The organism is Marinobacter salinexigens, from assembly GCF_008370345.1.
Lineage (GTDB): Bacteria > Pseudomonadota > Gammaproteobacteria > Pseudomonadales > Oleiphilaceae > Marinobacter > Marinobacter salinexigens.
In genome coordinates, this window is sequence record NZ_VTUU01000083.1 from 1 (window position 1) to 270 (window position 270).

At 56.3% G+C, this 270-nt stretch carries 1 protein-coding gene; it reads right to left on the reverse strand.

Annotated elements, in window-relative coordinates; translation table 11 throughout:
- Positions 1-116: 116 nt before the first annotated feature.
- Positions 117-269 carry an NAD(P)H-quinone oxidoreductase subunit N gene (gene ndhN, locus FWJ25_RS20765; protein WP_497755924.1) on the reverse strand — a complete coding sequence of 51 codons (153 nt, stop codon included), beginning with the start codon at positions 267-269 and terminating at the stop codon, positions 117-119.
- Position 270 lies beyond the last annotated feature (1 nt).

Genomic DNA, 270 nt, shown 5'->3' on the forward strand with positions numbered 1-270 from the left:
CTCTCATTCAGTGCGAAGCTGCAGGAATGGCAGGGAGAGATGTCCAGAAGCAATTGGAGAGTGTAGCAGTAGCAGTAGCCAGTCTGGTAGACAACTAGCTAGACCTGCTTGCTTGATCATTCCTCCGCGTCCGGGTCCGGCTCGAGGCCTGCCTTGGACTTCAGTGGCTTCCAAACAAAGCTTCTCCAGTTGCCGCATTCTGCGATCACCCTGACTTTGGGGCGGATGTCCGGGAGCATGGCCAGGAACTGCAGCTCAGCCTTGGACAGA